The sequence below is a fragment of the Sinorhizobium garamanticum genome (assembly GCF_029892065.1).
GTDB classification, from domain to species: domain Bacteria; phylum Pseudomonadota; class Alphaproteobacteria; order Rhizobiales; family Rhizobiaceae; genus Sinorhizobium; species Sinorhizobium garamanticum.
Genome location: NZ_CP120373.1, coordinates 1,475,185 through 1,491,198 on the forward strand (window position 1 = coordinate 1,475,185; position 16,014 = coordinate 1,491,198).

Below are 16,014 nucleotides of genomic sequence, written 5' to 3' on the forward strand. Positions count from 1 at the left end.
GCGGAAAAGCCCGGAAATTACCAGTGCCGGCTTCATTTCGCCTCAAGGCTTGGGAGCGTCGAAGACTTCACCGGGGCGCATCGCCCTGAAGCGCGTCCGTTCAATGCCGGCCTTTTCGAGTGCCGCCTCCAGGGCTCTCAGCGGCTCCTCGATCCCTTCATTGGTCAAGCGGAACGTGCCCCAATGGTGCCCGGCGACGTGTTCGGCGCCGCAGGCGATCATGCCCATGACCGCCTCTTCCGGATTCTGGTGCTGCGACGCCATGAACCAGCGCGGCTCGTAGCAGCCGAACGGCAGGTTGGCGAGGCGGAAAGAACCGTGCTTGGCACGCGCAGCACGATAGTTGATGCCGTCATGAAAGCCGGTGTCGCCGACATGATAGATCTTGCCGGCCGGGGTCTCGATGACGAAGGCGGCCCATAGCGCCATGCGCCGGTCGCCGGAACGGCGGGCCGACCAGTGGTGGCAGGGCTCGGCATGGATGGTGATCCCGTCCTCCGCATCGACCCGGTCGCCCCAATCGACAACGGAAATTTCGGCGTTCGGAACCGAACGCCGGATAATCGTGTCGTTGCCGAGCGGTGTCACGATGCGCGGTGCGTGTTCCTCGTTCAATGCCGTGAGCGTGGCGAGATCGAGGTGATCGTAGTGATTGTGCGTGATAAGGACGATGTCGATCGGCGGCAGGTCGTCCATGAGAATGCCGGGCGCGTTGCGCCGATGGGGACCGGCGAAAGGGAAGGGGCTTGCGCGGTGCGACCAGACCGGATCGGTCAGGATGTTCAGGCCGCCGACCTGGATCAGGAGCGTCGCATGTCCGACCATAGTCACCCGGAGACCGTCGCCGTCGACATTGAGGTCTGGTCTCGCCGGCAGGAACGGACTGGCATGGTGCGCGGGCCATCTCGCCCAACCACCGCCAAGCTGCCAGCGCAGGAGAGCGCCGAAGCCGCGCGGTGCGGTGCCGCCGGGATTGAAGAAGCGAACGCCGTCGAAATGATCCGATACGGGGCCGGAGTAATAGGGATTGCCACCTTTCGTCATCGCCGTCCTCGGCTGCCGTTGCCATGCAACAAGATAGGCGCACCGGGCGCCTCATCCCAGACTTCGGGCAAGAGTCCTTAACAAATTCTTGAAGATGACAACTCGATTGCTATTATCAGCCGATGCTCGTCCGATTCGACAAACAGGAACGGCTCTACAGGGCCATCAAACTTGTCCGCCCCATCCAGCTCAACGTCAACAGGACGGTGGAGAAAATGCTCGAGGGGGCGGGGATCACGGTTGCCGAGCGTGCCGTCCTGGAAGTGCTTTGCGACGAGCCGCTGACGGTGCCGGAGGCGGCGAAGCGCCTATCGATGAAGCGACAGTTCGTCCAGCGCATCGCGGCGGGGCTCTTCGCAAAGGCCTTGATCGAGAAAAAGCCCAATCCGGAGCATCGCAAAGCCTATTTCTGCGTCCCGAGCGCCGCCGGCCGTGAGTTGTTCAGCGCCGTTCACCAGCGTGAACTGGAACTGCTGCATGCGGCCCTCGGCGATATCAATCAGACCGAGGTGGTGGTGGCTCTTCGGGTGATGGCGCGCGTCGACTCCGCTTTCGAGGAACTGGCGCGTCAGCTGGGCACGGAGGAAAGCGGATGATTGCGGTTCTCGCGGTGGTCGGGGCGATCATCGTTGCTGTTGCCCTCTTCGTCATTCGCCTGAAGCACGAATTAAGGAGAGCGAATACGCCGACCACCGGCGAGCGCATCGACATTTCCATGCGGCCGAACCTGGCGCTGCTCGTCATCGACCTGCAAAAGGATTTCACGTCGATCGGCGGAAAATACGGATGGAACGAGGCCTACCTGAAGTCGCGCCTTGCCATGATCAGCACGGCTGCCGTCAAGGCGAGCGAAGCCGAGATACCGGTGATTGCCATCCGCCATGTCTATCGCGCGCCGCTCATCAGGCTGATGATCTGGCTTTTCGGCGAGGGGCGGGGAATCCCGGGATCGAAAGGGCTTGGTCTGGCACTGCCGCTGTCGCCGGATTTCGAGGTGGTGAAATCGCTGAGCGACGGCTTCTCCTCGCCGGAGCTTGAGGGCTATCTGGCTGCAAACAGGATCGGCACCTTGCTGTTGACAGGCCTCGACGGCTGCCATTGCGTCCAGAACACCGCCAACGGCGCGCTCAACCGCGGTTATCGGGTCGAAATTCTCGAAAACGCCGTATTGAGTCGCGACGAAGCCGGATGGCGCAAGCATGCCAAGGCGCTCGAAGGGCGGGGCGCCGTACTGACCTGAAGCGGCCTCAAGCGAATTTACCGCTAATCCTTGACTTTTCACCGGCTTTGATGTTTATCGCGGCCAATTCCTTCGCAAGTGATGACTTCGAAGCCGCCGACCGGGACCCGCAAAGGTATAAAGAGAGCCCGGAGGTCAACATCCGACAGCGCGTTGCGCCCTCGGGTGGTTTTTGGCTTTGCGCCTTGTTTTCCGCGCGAGGGAACCCACGTTTCCGGCTGAGCCGTTGGTAAAACCGGAAACCAGAAGGAAGAGAGAATGTTCGAGAGCCTCCAGGACCGTCTTGGTTCCATATTGAATGGACTGACCGGCCGCGGCGCCCTGTCGGAAGCTGATGTTTCCGCGGCGCTTCGGGAGGTTCGCCGTGCGCTGCTCGAAGCGGACGTCGCGCTCGATGTCGTGCGGTCCTTTACGGAAAAGGTTCGCGAGAAGGCGGTCGGCGCCGAAATCCTGAAGTCGATCAAGCCCGGCCAGATGGTCGTCAAGATCGTCCATGACGAGCTCGTCGCGATGCTCGGCTCGGAGGGCGTGTCGGTCGATCTCAACGCGCCAGCCCCGGTCGTCATCATGATGGTCGGCCTCCAGGGCTCGGGTAAGACGACGACGACCGGCAAGATCGCCAAGCGCCTGACCACGCGGGACAAGAAGAAGGTCCTGATGGCCTCGCTCGACACGCGCCGTCCGGCTGCGCAGGAGCAGTTGCGCCAGCTCGGCGTCCAGACGGGCGTCGATACGCTGCCGGTTATCGCCGGTCAGTCGCCGACCGACATTGCCGCGCGCGCCGTCCAGGCGGCCAAGCTCGGCGGCCATGACGTCGTCATCCTCGATACCGCCGGCCGCACCCATATTGACGAGCCGTTGATGATCGAGATGGCGGAGATCAAGCGGAAGTCCAATCCGCATGAGATCCTGCTCGTCGCCGATGCGCTGACCGGTCAGGACGCGGTCAATCTCGCCCGCAATTTCGACGACCGCGTCGGCATCACCGGCCTGGTGCTCACCCGCATGGACGGCGACGGCCGCGGCGGTGCCGCGCTGTCTATGCGCGCCGTCACCGGCAAGCCGATCAAGCTCATCGGCGTCGGCGAGAAGATGGGCGAGCTCGAGGAGTTCCATCCCCGCCGCGTTGCCGACCGCATCCTCGGCATGGGCGATATCATTTCGCTGGTCGAAAAGGCGGCGGAAAACATCGATGCCGAGAAGGCGGCCGCCATGGCCGCCAAGATGGCCAAGGGCAAGTTCGACCTGAACGACCTCGCCGACCAGCTGCGCCAGATGCAGAAGATGGGCGGCATGGGCGGCATCATGGGGCTGATGCCCGGCATGGCCGGCATGAAGGACAAGATCGCCGCTGCCGGCCTCGACGACGGGCTCTTCAAGCGCCAGCTCGCCATCATCTCGTCGATGACCAAGGCCGAGCGCGCCAATCCGGATATCCTCAAGCATTCGCGCAAGAAGCGCATCGCTGCCGGCTCGGGCACCGATGCCGCCGACATCAACAAGCTTCTGAAGATGCACCGCCAGATGGCGGACATGATGAAGATGATGGGCGGCAAGGGCAAAGGCGGCATGATGAAGCAGATGATGGGCGGCCTTGCCAGCAAGATGGGCCTCGGCGGGCTCGGCGGCGGCATGCCGGATCTGTCGAAGCTCGACCCCAAGCAGCTCGAGGCCCTGCAGAAGCAGGCTGAGGCCGCCGGCCTCGGAAAGCCTGGTGGCGGCCTGCCCGGTCTTGGCGGCGGGGGATTGCCCGGCCAGCTTCCGGGTCTTGGTGGCGGTTTCCCGGGTCTTCCCGGCCTGCCGAAGAAAAAGTGAGGATCGCAGCGAATGGTTGATCCCGAGATCAGAGAGGAATTGGCGGGCTACCGGCAGTCGATCGACAATATCGATGCCGCGCTCGTCCACATGCTGGCCGAACGCTTCCGCTGCACCAAGGCGGTCGGCGTTCTGAAGGCCAAGCATCAATTGCCGCCGGCCGATCCGGCGCGCGAAGAATACCAGATCGAACGCCTCCGCCGTCTGGCGAAGGATGCCAATCTGGACCCGGATTTCGCCGAGAAGTTCTTGAACTTCATCATCAAGGAAGTCATCCGGCATCATGAAGCCATCGCCGCCGATCGCTCGCAGCCCGCGAGCAACGCCGGCGCCACCCATTCCGCTTGAACGAAGCGGTCAAGAAAGCCTGCAAGGAGTAACTGAAATGGCACTGAAAATTCGTCTCGCCCGTGGCGGTTCCAAGAAGCGCCCCTACTACCAGATCGTCGTTGCCGATGCGCGCAGCCCGCGTGACGGCCGCTTCCTCGAAAAGCTCGGCTCCTGGAACCCGATGCTCGGCAAGGACGACGAAAAGCGCGTCGAGCTCGACGCTGAGCGCGTGAGCCACTGGATTGCCCAGGGCGCACAGCCGACCGACCGCGTCCTGCGCTTCCTCGACCAGGCCGGTCTCGCCCAGCGCCCGGCCCGCAACAACCCGAACAAGGCACAGCCGGGCAAGAAGGCACAGGAGCGTGCCGCCGAAGCCAAGCAGAAGGCTGAAGAAGCAGCTGCTGCCGCTGCCGAAGCTGCCGCGGAATAATCTCCGTCAAACGGACGTGGCAAACGGGTGGCATTTTCATGCCGCCCGTTTTGTTTTATGTGCACACGGAGTCCGGATCGTGCCCGAAATCGGAAATGGATGCAGACCATGAGCAAGCTTGAAAATCCAGTCCTGGTGGCGACGGTCGGCGCAGCCCAGGGCCTGCGCGGCGAGGTGCGGGTGAAATCCTTTACAGCCGACCCGACCGCGCTCGGCGACTATGGTAACCTGCACAGTGCCGACGGGCGTGTCTTCGAGGTGCTCGAAATCCGCGAGGCCAAGAACATGGTCGTGGTGCGCTTTCGCGGCATCAACGACCGTAATGCGGCCGAAGGCCTCAACGGGCTCGAACTCTTCATCGAACGCGACAATCTTCCCGACGAAGATCTCGACGAGGATGAGTTTTTCTACGCCGATCTCGAAGGGCTGGAAGCGGTAGACGGTGCCGGCAGGAGTTATGGCTCGGTGACCGGCGTCTTCGATTTCGGCGCCGGCGATCTCCTGGAATTGAAGGGGCCGGGCAAGCGGCCGGTGCTGATCCCCTTTACCGAATGGTCGGTGCTCGAAATCGACCTGGAAGCCGGCAAGCTGCTGGTCGATCCAGTTGCGTCCGGCCTTGTCGACGCCAAGGAAGACGGCGCCGGCAAAAAGAGCAAGTGAGCGATTCGGCGATGTCCTTTCGCGCGACGGTCCTGACGCTCTATCCGGAAATGTTTCCCGGACACCTCGGCGTTTCGCTCGCCGGCAAGGCGCTGGAACGTGGACAGTGGTCGATCGAGGCCGTGCAGATTCGCGATTTCGCCGAGGACAAGCACCGCACCGTCGACGACACGCCAGCCGGCGGCGGCGCCGGCATGGTGCTGAAGCCCGACGTGCTGGCGCGCGCGATCGATAAAGTCGCGGCCGAGGATGATCGTCCGCGGCTGCTGATGAGCCCGCGCGGCCGGCCTTTGACGCAGGAGCGCGTGCGGGAACTCGCCGCCGGCCCCGGCGTCGTCATCGTCTGTGGCCGCTTCGAGGGTGTCGACCAGCGGGTCATCGACACGCGCAATCTCGAGGAAGTGTCGATCGGCGACTACATTCTCTCCGGCGGAGAGCCGGCGGCGCTCGTGCTGCTCGATGCCGTCGTACGCATCCTGCCGGGCGTGATGGGCAACGAATTGTCCGGCGTGCACGAGAGTTTCGAGGGCGGACTTCTGGAGCATCCGCATTACACGCGCCCGCAGGTCTTCGAAGGTCATGAAATCCCGGCCGTGCTCACCTCCGGAAACCACGGCGCCATCGCCAAATGGCGCGAGGCGGAAGCCCGAAAATTGACGGCGGAGCGCCGGCCGGATCTGCTGGCGCGTGATCCGAAAAGTGGGAACCGGTTTTCGGAATAATCACGCGTGGATCAAAACTTGCCGTGCGATCGGTCAGCCGGTGAAGAAATAATAGGCGGCGAGCAGCAACCCGACCGCGACGACGAGCGCCCGAATGATCGCCTGGGGGACGCGCCGCGCCGCCCAGACTCCCGAGTAGCCGCCAAGAGCCGCACCCGGAACCATGATGGCCGCGTGCAGCCAGGAGACGACGCCGCCCGCGGCAAAGACCGCGATGGCGATCGCGGCAATGACGATCGAGATGAAGTTCTTCAGCGCGTTCAGTCGATGATAGCCGCCACCGGTCGCAAGGCCGAGAACGGCCAGCATCATGATGCCCATGCCGGCGCCGAAGAAGCCGCCATAGACGGAGGTCGCCATCTGGCTGGCCACCCCGAGCGGGCCGATTCGGTGTTCGTCGCTGCGTGCCTTGGGCTTCAGTAGCGGACCGGCCGCGAAGATCGCGGTCGCGGCGATCAGCAGCCAGGGCACCATCGCGCGGAAGGACGGGTTCGAGAGGGAGAGCAGGAGCAGCGCACCCGCCAGTCCGCCGATCGCAGAAATGACGCCGAGCAAGATCGCGTTCCGCCGGTCCGCGCGGATTTCCTTTGCATAGGCGAGCGCCGACGTAATGTAGCCCGGCAGCTGGATGATCGACGAGGTGGCGTTGGCAACGATCGGCGGCAGGCCGCCAAGGGTCATGGCGCCGAAGGTCAGAAAGGTGCCGCCGCCGGCGATGGCATTGACGACACCGGAGAGGAATCCCGAAACAAAAAGCAGAAGAGCTTGAACAATCGTCATGGCTATCCCCGAACCGCGTGGACACCGGGATAGCCGTTGGCGATATCGACCGCAAGCCCGTCGCCGACAGTGCCTCCAATGCCTGCAATATGAGGAAATTCTGATAAAATGCGGCTTGCGGGGCCGGGAACCCGAGAAAATCGGCTTTCGGGGATGACAAGGCAGATTGTTTGGTGTATGTGCCGCCCCGGTTCGGGTTCTTTGCCCGTCGACCATCAACAAAGAATGGCGAATCCGCTCCTGCCATAAATACGGCAAGGCTTGAAGGGAAATCCAACAGGCTGATCGAGAGCGCTCTGGCTGTTTCAGAAGAACGCAAAGGTTAGACCGATGAACATCATCCAGCAGCTGGAAGCCGAACAGGCCGCCAAGATCGCCGCAAAGCGCACCCTTCCCGATTTCTCCGCCGGCGACACGGTTCGCGTCAACGTCCGCGTTGTCGAAGGCAACCGTACCCGCGTCCAGGCCTATGAAGGCGTCTGCATCGCCCGTTCCGGCGGCGGCCTCAACGAAAGCTTCACCGTTCGCAAGATCTCCTACGGCGAAGGTGTCGAGCGCGTATTCCCGGTTTACTCTCCGCTCGTCGAGAGCGTCGACGTGGTTCGCCGCGGTAAGGTCCGTCGCGCCAAGCTCTACTATCTGCGCGATCGTCGCGGCAAGTCGGCCCGTATCGTGGAAAACACCGGCACGCGCGCCCGCAAGCTGAACGAAGCCGAGCGCCAGTCCGTCGCTGACGAAAAGGCACGCATCGAGGCTGAAAAGGTTGCAGCCGCCCAGGCTCTCGCAGCCGAGAAGGCCGCAGCCGAAGCCGCCGAGGCAAAGGCAGCGGAAGAAGCAAAGGCAGCGGAAAACGCAGCCGAATAAGATTTCAGTTCCTCGGAATTTTCAGAAAGGCGGCCTCGGGCCGCCTTTCTTTTTGCCGAGCGGGATCAGGAAAAGTGTGAAGCAGTTTCCGCCCGCGTCGCGCTCGCCCCTCAAGGGAATCGGATTTTGCATCGACCCGAAATCCTACAGCGCCGCGCGTCCAATCGGACGCGCAAAGGTCGCTGAAGCACTTTGAAGTGCTGCATGATTTTGTCCTTAAATCGATTCCGATTTAAGGAATCATGCAGTAGTGATCTATCTGCTTGTCTTCCCGGTGAAATTTGTGACATTTTCTGTCGCCACAATTTTCGGGAGCTTCTCCAATGACATGCCGTCGCCATGTGCTTGCGGGTATCGCCGCAGCCCTCGCCGTTCCATTCGTATTCTCTGCGCCCGCTCACGCGAGCGACCTGCCGGACCTCGGCGGCAAGACGGTCGTCGTCGTGACCGAGAACGCCTATCCACCGCTGCAATTCGTCGACCCCAAGACCGGCCAGGCGGTCGGCTGGGAATATGATGCGATGAACGAGATCGCCAAGCGGCTGAACTTCAAGGTCGAGTACCAGAACACCAGTTGGGATGCGATGATCCAGGCGGTCTCCGACGGCCAGTACCAGGTTGGCATGACCGGCATCACCATCAAGGACGACCGCAAGGAAAAGGTCGACTTCTCGGATCCCTATATGCGCTCGCAGCAGTTCATGCTGGTGCGCGGCGACGAAGCCCGCTTTAAGGACGCCAAGAGCTTCGCTGCGGTCGAGGATGCGCTGATCGGTGCCCAGCCCGGCACCTCGCCGTTCTACACGGCGGTCTATGAAATCCTTGACGGCAATGAGCAGAACCCACGCATCAAGCTGTTCGAGACCTTCGGCGCGACCGTGCAGGCGCTCAAGGCCGGCGACGTCGACCTCGTGCTGACCGACAGCGTGGCGGCACAAGGCTATGTCGATTCGTCCGAAGGCAAGCTCAAGGTGGTCGGCGAGCCGCTCGGCACCGAGGACTTCGGCTTCATCTTCCCGAAGGGCTCTGATCTCGTGGCCCCGATCAATGCCGCCATCAAGGCGCTGAAGGAGGACGGCACCTTCGATGCGCTGAACAAGAAGTGGTTCCTCGACTACAAGATGGGCGGCTGATCGCCGGAGCGGGATGAGGAAAATATGTGCGGTTTTCCGCCCGCATCCCGCTCCAACTTATCGGAATCATGATGGCGCCAGTTAAATCCGACACATCCGAGAAGGGCGACTATCCCTGGTGGCTGGTCGCCCTTCTCGTCATCGCCGTAGCGCTTGCCGCGGTGATCGCCGCCAACGACATCTTCGCCCAGGTGTTCACCGTCGTCCTGAAGGGCCTCGGCGTCACCGTCTTTGTGACGCTGGTGGGTTTCGTGCTCGCGACGATACTTGGCCTCGCAATTGCATTGATGGCGTTGTCCGAGCATGTGGCGCTGCGCCAGATCGCGCGCTTCTATACCGAAGTCATTCGCGGCGTGCCGATCCTCGTGCTGCTCTTCTACATTGCCTTCGTCGGAGCGCCGGCGCTGGTCGTGACCGCGAATTTCTTCGCGCAGCCGCTGATCTCGGCGGGTTGGATGGAGCCGTTCGTGGTCCGCGACGTGTCGCTGATGTGGCGGGCGATCATCGCCTTGATGATCGGCTATTCGGCCTTCATCGCCGAGGTCTTTCGCGCTGGTATCCAGTCGGTCGACAAGGGGCAGGTGGAGGCAGCGAAAGCGCTCGGGCTTTCGCGCTATCAGCGCTTTCGCCTCGTCGTCTTCCCGCAGGCGATCCGCGTCATCCTGCCGCCACTCGGCAACGACTTCGTGGCGATGGTCAAGGATTCCTCGCTGGTCTCGGTGCTCGGCGTCGCCGATATCACCCAGATGGGCAAGATCTACGCTTCGGGCTCGTTCCGCTTCTTCGAGACCTATTCGATCGTCGCCTATGTCTATCTGATCCTCACGATCGGCCTGTCCTTGGCGCTGAGAGCGCTGGAGCAGCGGCTGAGGCGGGCGGAGGCGCGGTAGGCGCATTTGCTGGCTCTCCCCCAACCTCTCACGACAGGGAGGGGTGTTGCGGAGTCGCTTCCATCTCGCCAATTGCCGAGGTGTCAAAAAATTGATATGAGCACGGCCATGGAATCCAAATTCGGATGTCGCGAACAGAAAATCGTCGTGCTGCAGGACCACAAGCGTCTGCCGGCACGCTTTTTCGCGCGAGTTTCCGGCGCGCTCACCAGCCGCCTATCCTGATCGTTCGATCAGTTTTTCCGGCCGCTCTGCTGCCGGCCCTTCCCATATTCTGAAAATTCGAATGGACATATCGCCATGAGCGCACCGCGTACCCTCTACGACAAGATCTGGGACGATCATCTGGTCAACAGCCAGGACGACGGCACCTGTCTTCTCTACATCGATCGTCACCTCGTCCACGAGGTGACGAGCCCGCAGGCCTTCGAGGGCCTGCGCATGGCCGGCCGCAAGGTCCGCGCGCCGGAAAAAACGCTCGCCGTCGTCGACCATAACGTCCCGACCTCGCCCGATCGCCACCTCGGCATCAAGAACGAGGAGAGCCGTATCCAGGTCGAGGCGCTCGCCAAGAACGCGGCCGACTTCGGCGTCGAATACTACTCCGAGAACGACAAGCGCCAGGGCATCGTCCACATCGTCGGTCCCGAGCAGGGCTTCACGCTGCCGGGCATGACGATCGTCTGCGGTGACAGTCACACCTCGACGCACGGCGCCTTCGGAGCGCTTGCGCATGGTATCGGCACGTCGGAAGTGGAACATGTTCTGGCGACGCAGACGCTGATTCAGAAAAAGGCGAAGAACATGCTGGTGCGCGTCGACGGCCAATTGCCGCCGGGCGTCACGGCCAAGGACATCATCCTCGCGATCATCGGCGAAATCGGCACGGCCGGCGGCACCGGCCATGTCATCGAGTTCGCCGGCGAAGCCATCCGGTCGCTCTCGATGGAAGGCCGCATGACGATCTGCAACATGACGATCGAAGGCGGCGCCCGCGCCGGCCTGATCGCCCCGGATGAGACGACCTTCGCCTATATCAAGGACCGGCCGCGCGCGCCGAAGGGCAAGGCCTGGGACATGGCGCTCGAATACTGGAAGACGCTCAACACGGACGAGGGCGCCCACTACGACCGCGTCGTCGTGCTCGACGCCGCCAATCTGCCGCCGATCGTTTCCTGGGGCTCCTCGCCGGAGGACGTGGTTTCGGTGCAGGGCATCGTTCCGAACCCGGATGAAATCCAGGAGGAGACCAAGCGCGCTTCGAAATGGCGTGCGCTCGACTATATGGGCCTGAAGCCGGGCACGAAGATCACCGACATCGCCATCGACCGGGTCTTCATCGGTTCCTGCACCAATGGCCGCATCGAGGACCTGCGCGCCGTCGCCAAGGTCGTCGAGGGCCGCAAGGTCGCCTCGACGGTTTCGGCCATGATCGTGCCCGGCTCCGGCCTCGTCAAGGAACAGGCGGAAGCCGAGGGCCTCGACAAGATTTTCAAGGAAGCAGGCTTCGACTGGCGCGAGCCCGGCTGCTCCATGTGCCTGGCGATGAACGACGACCGGCTGAAGCCGGGCGAGCGCTGCGCCTCGACGTCGAACCGCAACTTCGAAGGCCGTCAGGGCTTCAAGGGGCGTACGCATCTGGTCTCGCCGGCGATGGCTGCCGCCGCGGCGGTTTCCGGGCGCTTCGTCGATATCCGCGAGTGGAAATAAGCCGGTTTTGAGCTTTTCCGGCATCTCAGGCCGCCCTTCGGGGCGGCTTTTTTTATGCGCGCGACGGTGCGAGAATAGAATGATCGGCCGACAGATGAGGAGCGCCCCATGCCTGACGACGCCAGACCCCCGATACGCCGCCTCCTGTTGCTCCGTCACGGCAAATCCGCCTGGCCGGAGGGGGTTGCCGACCATCGACGCCCGCTCGCCGGCCGCGGCCGAAGGGCGGCGCCGGCAATCGGCGCCTTCATGGCGCGGCAGGAGTTGATCCCGGATCTCGCGCTCGTTTCGACCGCCCGGCGCGCGCAGGAGACCTGGGAGCTTGTCGCCGGCGAGCTGCCACACAAGGTCGAGGCCCGCGACGCGGTCGCCATCTACGAGGTGGCAGCCAGGGCCATGATCGATGTGATCCGCAACGTGGAGCCGTCGGTCGAGAAGCTCATGCTCGTCGGGCACAATCCGGGCATGGTGGAGCTTGCACTCCTGCTTGCCGGCGGCGGAGACGAGGTGGCGTTGGTGCGCCTGCGCGAAAAGTTCCCGACCGCCGCGCTCGCCGTCATGGATTTCACCATCGAGCAATGGTCGGAGATTGCGCCAGGGACGGGCCGACTCGTTCGGTTCGTGACGCCCCGCATGCTGGAGGACGGAGCCTGAAGGCTCTAGTTCCTACACCACCTTTACAATCGTCCCCCGGCGCATATGCCGGATCAGCCGCTTCATTGCCGGCAGGCTGACCGCGACGCAACCTTGTGTCGGCTCGTAGCCGGGGCGGATCAGGTGGAAGAAGATCGCCGAGCCGGCGTTGCGGCGCCTGCACAAAATGTTCCAATCCATGACCAGGCATACGTCATAGAGGCCGTCGTCGCGCATCATCGTCTCGTGGCTTACCGCAAGCGGGGCTTTGGCCGGGCGATTGTAGGACGCGTGCCCGGGATCGTCGCACCACAACATGTCGCGGCGGATGGCACGCATCGGCAGGCAAGTCGGCGGCAACGAGATGCGGTCGCGGCGCATGTAGCCGCCGATCAGCTTCATCGATGCCCGCGGCGTCGCGCCGTCGCCCTCGCGCTTGATCGCGGTCACGCCGCTTCTGCCGATTGCCGCCTGTTCCGTTCTGCCGCCGAAGCTGACAAGTGCGCGCCGGCGGTCGCGTGGCGCCATTCTGACGACGATCGTTGATTTCGGCGATCTTACTCCCGACGTTTTCTTGCGCATTATTCTCACAAAATTTTGCCTTGTCCGTGACTTAGTGACGACCATAGGCATGGTTGCATTTATGACGGAGTTCAACGGCGGCCGGCTTGCCAAGTGCGGCATTTGAGCTAGTTTGATTCAGGAAGCAAACAGGAATTGTCCCTATGGCGACACGTACCATTCTCCTTGTCGATGACGACAATGACCTGCGCGAAACATTGGTAGAGCAGCTTTCTCTCTATGAGGAGTTCGACCTCCTGCAAGAGGCGACCGCCGGCAAGGGGATCCAGGCGGCCCGTGCGCACCAGGTCGACCTCCTGATCATGGATGTCGGCCTGCCCGATATGGATGGCCGTGAGGCCGTCAAGCTCCTGCGCAAAGGCGGCTTCAAGGCACCGATCGTCATGCTGACCGGGCACGACACCGATTCGGACACCATCCTCGGGCTCGAAGCGGGCGCCAACGACTACGTCACTAAGCCGTTCCGCTTTGCCGTGCTGCTCGCCCGCATCCGCGCCCAGCTTCGTCAGCACGAGCAGAGCGAGGACGCCACCTTCAGCGTTGGTCCCTACACCTTCAAGCCAAGCCAGAAACTGCTGACGATGGAGAATGGCCAGAAGATCCGCCTGACGGAGAAGGAAGCGGCAATCATCCGCTATCTCTATCGCGCCGATCAGAAAGTGGTCACGCGCGATGTCCTGCTCGAGGAGGTCTGGGGCTACAATTCCGGCGTCACCACGCACACGCTGGAGACGCATGTGTACCGGCTCCGTCAGAAAATCGAGCGCGACCCTTCCAATGCGGAGATTTTGGTGACAGAGAACGGCGGCTATAAGATCGTTCCTTAAGCGGGATCGCGGAAAGTGGTGAAGCGGCTTGCCGTTTCCGCATTCCGCTCGTCAAAGTGCGTTGCCGCGCCGCACGTCTGTGAGACGCGCGAGGGACGCTGTAGCCCTTTTGGTTAGTGCATGTTTTATCCTTAGATCGACTACGACCTAAGGAAACATGCAGCAGGAGATTTGCCGCTTGGCACTCAACGACGACATCGCGCTTTTGTCCAATGTGGCGCTCTTTGCCGATATCAGCGAGGACAAGCTGAGGCTGATTGCCTTCGGCGCTGAGCGTCGCCGCGTGCTGAAGGGCCAGGAACTTTTTCGCGAAGGGGCGCCGGCCGACTGTGCCTTTGCCGTTGCCGCCGGCAGTTTCACGCTTTCGAAGGCGGACGGCGAGGGGCGACAGCAGCATGTGGCCACCGTCGAGCGCGGCGCGCTTCTTTCGGAATTGGCGTTGATCTCGATGGTCGAGCGCAAGTTCACGGCGACCGCCGACGAAGACAGCGAAGTCATCCGCATCAATCGCCCGCTTTTTCGCCGGATGCTGGAAGAGTATCCGGAGGTGACCGCGCTTGTCGAAGCCCGTATTCGCGAGAATCTGCAGGCGATGATCCGGCGCGCCGAGGCGCTCGCCGGCCGTTTTGCGTAGGACGGGCGCCTAAATTTTCCGCCGTTAAAGGTCGAAATGCGCGATCACCGGCACGTGGTCGGAAGGGCGATCCCAGCCGCGTGCCTCGCGTAGGATGTCGACGCGGCTCAGTTTCGGCGCGATGTCGGCCGAGGACCAAATATGATCGAGGCGGCGGCCGCGGTCGGCGAGGTCCCAATCCTTCGCGCGATAGCTCCACCAGGTGTAGAGCTTTACCGGCGGGGGCACGTGCTGGCGCATCAGATCGACCCAGGCGCCGCCGGTCATCACCGATATCAGGCCCTCGGTCTCGACCGGGGTGTGGCTGACGATCTTTAAGAGCTGCTTATGCGACCAGACGTCGTGCTCGAGCGGCGCGATGTTAAGGTCGCCGACGAGGATGGACGAGACGCCGGCCTCGGCCTCGGCGTGTAGGAGCTTCATTTCATCGACAAAGTCGAGTTTGTGGCCGAACTTCGGATTGATCGTCCGGTCCGGCTCGTCGCCGCCCGCCGGGACATAGAAATTATGCAGGCGTATCGTCTTGCCGCCGGCCTCGAAGACTACGGAGAGATGACGTGCGTCGCCGACGCCGCAGTAGTCGCGGCGGTCGGAAAGCTCATGCAGCGGCAGGCGCGAAACGGTCGCCACGCCGTGATAGCCTTTCTGGCCGTGCATCTCGATGTATTTGTAGCCGAGGCTTTTCAGCGGCGACGACGGAAACTGGTCGTTCGGGCATTTGGTTTCCTGCAGGCACAAGATGTCGGGCTGCCATGTCTTCAGAAGGTGCTCGACCAGCGGCATGCGCAGGCGAATGGAGTTGATGTTCCATGTGGCGATGGAAAGGGCCATTCCTCATTCCTTTGGAAATTTTGCCGACGGAGGGAGAGCAAGTGTCCGGCAACACGGGACGTTTTAAACAGGTCTGGGGCCAATCGACAAGTCAAGAAAAAGCCGCCCGAGGGCGGCCATTTCTCACCGTTTTTCGCGTTGGCTGATCAGCCGCCGCGCCCTTTGTTGCGCACCTCGTCATAGGGAATGCGGAAGACCTTGTCGTCCAACTGCATTCCGGTGCGAACATTGAAGATCATCACCGAAGTGTCCTTCTTCTGGGGATCGGTGATCGTCCATTGCCTAAGATCGTAGGTTTTCGGGTCGAACATCATCGTGATGGTCGAATCGCCGAAGATCGAGCGGTCTCCGAGCACGATGGTGATGAGGTCGGACTCTTCCCGGACGGCGCGCACCATCCTGCCGGTCAGGTCGATCCTTTCGCTCAGCAGCAGATTGAGCGGCGTCTTCGAAAGCGGATAGATGTCCCAGGTCTTCAGCTTCATATTGCCGATGACGACCGACTTGCCGTCGGCGATCACTCGCATAGGCGAGGGGGCTTCGTAATTGAAGCGGATGCGCCCGGGGCGGCGGATGTAGAATTTGCCGCCTGTCTGCTCGCCGCGCGGTCCGAATTGCACGAATTCGCCCGCCATTGTCTTCACCGACGAAAAGTGATCGGCGATCCTCTGGGCGACGCCGGTGGCCTGTGCGGAGGCGCGCCGTGCGTCGAGCGTCGTTCCGGCCATGCCCGCGAGAGCCGCCAGGCCGCAAACGAAGACACGCCGCGAGATTGCTCGATTGCTGCCTTGGCCGGTTTTTGTCTCTGTCATCGCAGTCTCCTTCATTTCAAGATCATTTGAAGAGCAAGTGGGGCGCCTTCAAGGCGCTCACGGATGCCGCAAGGGGC

The 16,014-nt window shown here is 62.4% G+C and carries 19 protein-coding genes; 14 read left to right on the plus strand and 5 right to left on the minus strand.

Annotation, left to right across the window (positions count from 1 at the left end):
* Positions 1 to 42: 42 nt before the first annotated feature.
* Positions 43 to 1,044, minus strand: a complete 1,002-nt coding sequence (locus tag PZN02_RS06860) for an MBL fold metallo-hydrolase (protein WP_280660846.1) — start codon at positions 1,042 to 1,044, stop codon at positions 43 to 45.
* Between the two features lie 122 nt (positions 1,045 to 1,166).
* Between PZN02_RS06860 and PZN02_RS06865 the strand changes: the two genes are divergently transcribed.
* From PZN02_RS06865 to trmD, 7 genes are all read left to right on the plus strand, one after another.
* The gene (locus PZN02_RS06865) at positions 1,167 to 1,640 is read left to right on the plus strand and encodes a MarR family winged helix-turn-helix transcriptional regulator (protein WP_280660847.1); all 474 of its coding nucleotides are present in this window, start codon (positions 1,167 to 1,169) and stop codon (positions 1,638 to 1,640) included.
* Entirely contained in the window at positions 1,637 to 2,284 is a 648-nt protein-coding gene (locus tag PZN02_RS06870) for a cysteine hydrolase family protein (protein WP_280660848.1), read from the plus strand. The genes PZN02_RS06865 and PZN02_RS06870 overlap by 4 nt, the downstream gene beginning before the upstream one ends.
* A 258-nt stretch (positions 2,285 to 2,542) precedes the next feature.
* The gene (ffh, locus tag PZN02_RS06875; protein ID WP_280660849.1) at positions 2,543 to 4,099 is read left to right on the plus strand and encodes a signal recognition particle protein; all 1,557 of its coding nucleotides are present in this window, start codon (positions 2,543 to 2,545) and stop codon (positions 4,097 to 4,099) included.
* Between the two features lie 12 nt (positions 4,100 to 4,111).
* Positions 4,112 to 4,447, plus strand: a complete 336-nt coding sequence (locus PZN02_RS06880) for a chorismate mutase (RefSeq protein WP_173508728.1) — start codon at positions 4,112 to 4,114, stop codon at positions 4,445 to 4,447.
* A 37-nt stretch (positions 4,448 to 4,484) separates the two neighbouring features.
* Complete coding sequence (rpsP, locus tag PZN02_RS06885) at positions 4,485 to 4,859, plus strand: 30S ribosomal protein S16 (protein ID WP_280660850.1); 375 nt, start codon at positions 4,485 to 4,487, stop codon at positions 4,857 to 4,859.
* 108 nt (positions 4,860 to 4,967) lie between these two features.
* The gene (gene rimM, locus PZN02_RS06890) at positions 4,968 to 5,519 is read left to right on the plus strand and encodes a ribosome maturation factor RimM (RefSeq protein ID WP_280660851.1); all 552 of its coding nucleotides are present in this window, start codon (positions 4,968 to 4,970) and stop codon (positions 5,517 to 5,519) included.
* A gap of 11 nt (positions 5,520 to 5,530) precedes the next feature.
* Positions 5,531 to 6,241 (plus strand): tRNA (guanosine(37)-N1)-methyltransferase TrmD, encoded by a 711-nt coding sequence (gene trmD / locus PZN02_RS06895; RefSeq protein ID WP_280660852.1) that lies wholly within the window; start codon positions 5,531 to 5,533, stop codon positions 6,239 to 6,241.
* Positions 6,242 to 6,274: 33 nt separating this feature from the next.
* On the opposite strand, the gene PZN02_RS06900 is transcribed toward trmD, so the two are convergent.
* Positions 6,275 to 7,021 (minus strand): sulfite exporter TauE/SafE family protein, encoded by a 747-nt coding sequence (locus PZN02_RS06900; protein ID WP_280660853.1) that lies wholly within the window; start codon positions 7,019 to 7,021, stop codon positions 6,275 to 6,277.
* A gap of 330 nt (positions 7,022 to 7,351) precedes the next feature.
* Here PZN02_RS06900 and rplS point away from each other — a divergent pair, with 330 nt between their 5' ends.
* From rplS to PZN02_RS06925, 5 genes are all read left to right on the plus strand, one after another.
* Positions 7,352 to 7,885 carry a 50S ribosomal protein L19 gene (gene rplS / locus PZN02_RS06905; RefSeq protein ID WP_280660854.1) on the plus strand — a complete coding sequence of 178 codons (534 nt, stop codon included), beginning with the start codon at positions 7,352 to 7,354 and terminating at the stop codon, positions 7,883 to 7,885.
* Between the two features lie 323 nt (positions 7,886 to 8,208).
* Positions 8,209 to 9,018, plus strand: a complete 810-nt coding sequence (locus PZN02_RS06910) for a basic amino acid ABC transporter substrate-binding protein (protein ID WP_280660855.1) — start codon at positions 8,209 to 8,211, stop codon at positions 9,016 to 9,018.
* Positions 9,019 to 9,089: 71 nt separating this feature from the next.
* Positions 9,090 to 9,908 carry an amino acid ABC transporter permease gene (locus PZN02_RS06915; RefSeq protein ID WP_280661411.1) on the plus strand — a complete coding sequence of 273 codons (819 nt, stop codon included), beginning with the start codon at positions 9,090 to 9,092 and terminating at the stop codon, positions 9,906 to 9,908.
* Between the two features lie 300 nt (positions 9,909 to 10,208).
* Positions 10,209 to 11,618: a 3-isopropylmalate dehydratase large subunit gene (gene leuC, locus PZN02_RS06920; RefSeq protein WP_280660856.1), complete on the plus strand. Its 1,410-nt coding sequence runs from the start codon at positions 10,209 to 10,211 to the stop codon at positions 11,616 to 11,618.
* Positions 11,619 to 11,726: 108 nt separating this feature from the next.
* On the plus strand, positions 11,727 to 12,272 hold the full coding sequence (locus PZN02_RS06925; protein WP_280660857.1) for a SixA phosphatase family protein: 546 nt from the start codon (positions 11,727 to 11,729) through the stop codon (positions 12,270 to 12,272).
* 12 nt (positions 12,273 to 12,284) lie between these two features.
* Here the strand turns inward: PZN02_RS06925 and PZN02_RS06930 are convergent, their stop codons facing one another.
* Positions 12,285 to 12,833, minus strand: a complete 549-nt coding sequence (locus tag PZN02_RS06930; protein ID WP_280660858.1) for a L,D-transpeptidase family protein — start codon at positions 12,831 to 12,833, stop codon at positions 12,285 to 12,287.
* A gap of 143 nt (positions 12,834 to 12,976) precedes the next feature.
* On the opposite strand from PZN02_RS06930, the gene PZN02_RS06935 reads away from it, so the two are divergent.
* Positions 12,977 to 13,660 carry a response regulator transcription factor gene (locus PZN02_RS06935; RefSeq protein WP_136505392.1) on the plus strand — a complete coding sequence of 228 codons (684 nt, stop codon included), beginning with the start codon at positions 12,977 to 12,979 and terminating at the stop codon, positions 13,658 to 13,660.
* Between the two features lie 178 nt (positions 13,661 to 13,838).
* Positions 13,839 to 14,294 carry a cyclic nucleotide-binding domain-containing protein gene (locus PZN02_RS06940; RefSeq protein ID WP_280660859.1) on the plus strand — a complete coding sequence of 152 codons (456 nt, stop codon included), beginning with the start codon at positions 13,839 to 13,841 and terminating at the stop codon, positions 14,292 to 14,294.
* A 24-nt stretch (positions 14,295 to 14,318) separates the two neighbouring features.
* On the opposite strand, the gene PZN02_RS06945 is transcribed toward PZN02_RS06940, so the two are convergent.
* Both PZN02_RS06945 and PZN02_RS06950 read right to left on the minus strand, forming a co-directional pair.
* Positions 14,319 to 15,125: an exodeoxyribonuclease III gene (locus tag PZN02_RS06945; protein WP_280660860.1), complete on the minus strand. Its 807-nt coding sequence runs from the start codon at positions 15,123 to 15,125 to the stop codon at positions 14,319 to 14,321.
* 146 nt (positions 15,126 to 15,271) lie between these two features.
* Positions 15,272 to 15,937, minus strand: a complete 666-nt coding sequence (locus PZN02_RS06950; protein WP_280660861.1) for an outer membrane lipoprotein carrier protein LolA — start codon at positions 15,935 to 15,937, stop codon at positions 15,272 to 15,274.
* Positions 15,938 to 16,014 lie beyond the last annotated feature (77 nt).